Source organism: Sandarakinorhabdus sp., from assembly GCF_032115815.1.
Classification (GTDB): Bacteria; Pseudomonadota; Alphaproteobacteria; order Sphingomonadales; family Sphingomonadaceae; genus Sandarakinorhabdus.
Map to the genome: position 1 here is coordinate 1 of NZ_JAUMBI010000245.1, position 2,460 is coordinate 2,460.

Annotated in this window: 2 protein-coding genes; both read left to right on the top strand. The window is 65.5% G+C overall.

The annotated features are described in order from the left end of the window. The coding region (locus RT662_RS14015; RefSeq protein ID WP_313671311.1) for a TolC family protein at positions 1-668 on the top strand (668 nt) is incomplete at its 5' end. Next, positions 665-2,377, top strand: a complete 1,713-nt coding sequence (locus tag RT662_RS14020) for a type I secretion system permease/ATPase (RefSeq protein WP_313671312.1) — start codon at positions 665-667, stop codon at positions 2,375-2,377. The genes RT662_RS14015 and RT662_RS14020, both read left to right, overlap by 4 nt. The last annotated feature ends 83 nt before the right edge of the window (positions 2,378-2,460 follow it).

Consider the following 2,460-nt stretch of genomic DNA (forward strand, 5'->3'; position numbering starts at 1 on the left):
GCGATGCCGCGGCCAACGCGCGGATGACCGAATTGTGGGGCAAGCTGCCCGATCAGCCGGCGCGGGCGTTGCCGCCCCCCGAAGATCCCGGCGTTGTCGATACCCCCGATGTGCGTGCGGCCAAGGCTGATGCGGAATCCCGCAAGGCCGCCGCACTCGCCGCCAAGGCCGATCGCCTGCCCCGCGTGGAAGCGCGCGTCTCCGGATCGGCCTATGATATCGCCCGTGACGGTCGCCCGGATTACGATGTGCGCGCCACTGTTTCGGTAACCACCCGTTTTTCGACCGGCGGTGCCGAGGCAGCTCGTGTGTCAGAACTGTCGGCCGCTGCCCGCAGAGCCGATCTGGCCGCCACGCGCATTAGCGCGGAAACTGCACGCGAACTGGAAGAGGCCGAAGCCGAACTGCGCACCCGCACCGCCGCCCTGCCAGCGCAGCAACGCTCGGTTGTCTCGGCGATGCGCGCGCGCGAATTGTTCGGCCTGCGGTTCAATGCGGCGCGCGGGACCTTGTTCGATCTGCTGGCGGCCGAACGGGAGGCACTTGATGCCGGGCTGAGCCTCGTCGATGCCGAAATCCGGCTCGACATGGCGCGCTGGCTGCTGCTGGCCCGGCGCGGCACCATATTGCAACTGGTGGATGGCCAGAACCGCGAGCTGCAACCGTGAACGATCTCCTGTTGAAATATCTGCCGGCCTGGCTGGCCGATGCCTTGCTGGCGCACCGCGGCACCTACGGCCGGGCGGCGCTGGCGGCCGTGTTCACCAATATCTTCGCGTTGGCCTCGTCCTTGTTCTCGATGGTGGTGTACAATCGCATCGTGCCATCGGGCGCCACCGCCTCGTTGCTGGCGCTGTCGGTTGGCATGGTCGTGGTGCTGGTGTTCGATTTCATCCTGCGTGTGCTGCGCGGCTGGTTTGTCGATGTGGCCGGTCGCGATGTTGATGCCGCGCTGGGCAACCAGATGTTTGCCCGGCTGCTGGGCCTGCGCCTGGCGGATCGCCAGGGTTCGGCCGGTGCCTTTGCCGGCCTGCTGCGCGAACTGGAAACCATCCGCGAAACCTTGGCCAGCACCACGCTGATTGCGCTGGTGGATCTGCCGTTCACCCTTTTGTTCCTGGCCGTGATCGCCGCGATCGGCGGACAACTGGTGCTGGTGCCGCTGCTGATGATCCCGGTGGTGGTGTTGACCAGCCTTGCTGTCCAGCCCGCGCTCGATCGGCTGGCGCGCGAGAATCTGGGACAGGGCTTTTCCAAGCAGGGCGTGGTGGTGGAAACCGTCGCCGGCCTCGAAACCGTGAAGGCCGGCCGCGCCGGCCCGATGTTGGAAGCCCGCTGGAACCGCGCCATGACTGACAATGCTGGCAGCGCGCTTTCCAGCCGGTTGCTGTCCGCCGTTGCCATCAATGTCGCCGCCTCGGCACAGACCATCGCCTATGTCGGCACGCTCATCCACGGCGTGTTCCTGATCACGGCCGGCGAACTCTCGTCGGGCGCGCTGATTGCTGCCTCGATCCTGTCGGGCCGGGTAGTGGCACCGCTGGGCCAGGTTGCCGGCCTGCTCACCCGGCTTTCGGCGACGCGGGCGGCGATCACCCGCCTCGATCAGTTCATGTCCAATCCACTGGAAGCCGGCACCACCACCAGCGTACGCCGCACTTGGCTGAAGGGCGCCATCGAACTGCGCGATGTGACCTTCAAATACCCCGGCAAGGGCCAGACGGCGCTTTCCGGCGTGTCGCTGCGCATCGAACCGGGGGAACGGGTGGCCATCGTCGGCCGCGTCGGTTCGGGCAAATCCTCCATCGCCCGGCTGGTACTTGGCCTTTATCAGCCCGACAGCGGCCAGGTACTCATCGATGGCGCCGATATCCGCCAGTTGCACCCTGATGATCTGCGCATCAACATCGGCGCAGTGTTGCAGGATGTAACACTGTTTTCCGGCTCGATCCGGGACAACATCACCCTCACCGATCCAACGTTGGGTGACGAGGAACTCATCCGCGTTGCCAAATTGTCGGGCACCTACGATGTGGTCGGCGCGCTGGAAAATGGCTTTGATCTGACGCTCGCCGATCGCGGCGAAGGCCTCTCGGGCGGTCAGAAACAGGGCATCGCCATCGCCCGCGCGCTGGCCGGCAAACCGCCGATCCTGATCTTCGATGAACCCAGCAGCGCCATGGACAATCAGAATGAAGCCCAGCTGGTGGCCCGCCTGGAACCTGAGCTTAAGGGCCGCACCTTCCTGCTCGTCACCCATCGCCAGGCCATGTTGAAGCTGGTCAACCGCGTGGTGGTGATCGCTGGCGGCAAGATCGTGGCTGATGGTCCGCGCGACGCTGTGCTGAAAAGCCTTGCCGGCGGAGCCCCGGTATGAGCCGCCTTTCCGATCGCGTGCTTGCCTTGGGCCTGAAAGAACGGGATTTCCCCAGCCTGCTGCTTTGGAGCATCGTGGCGTTG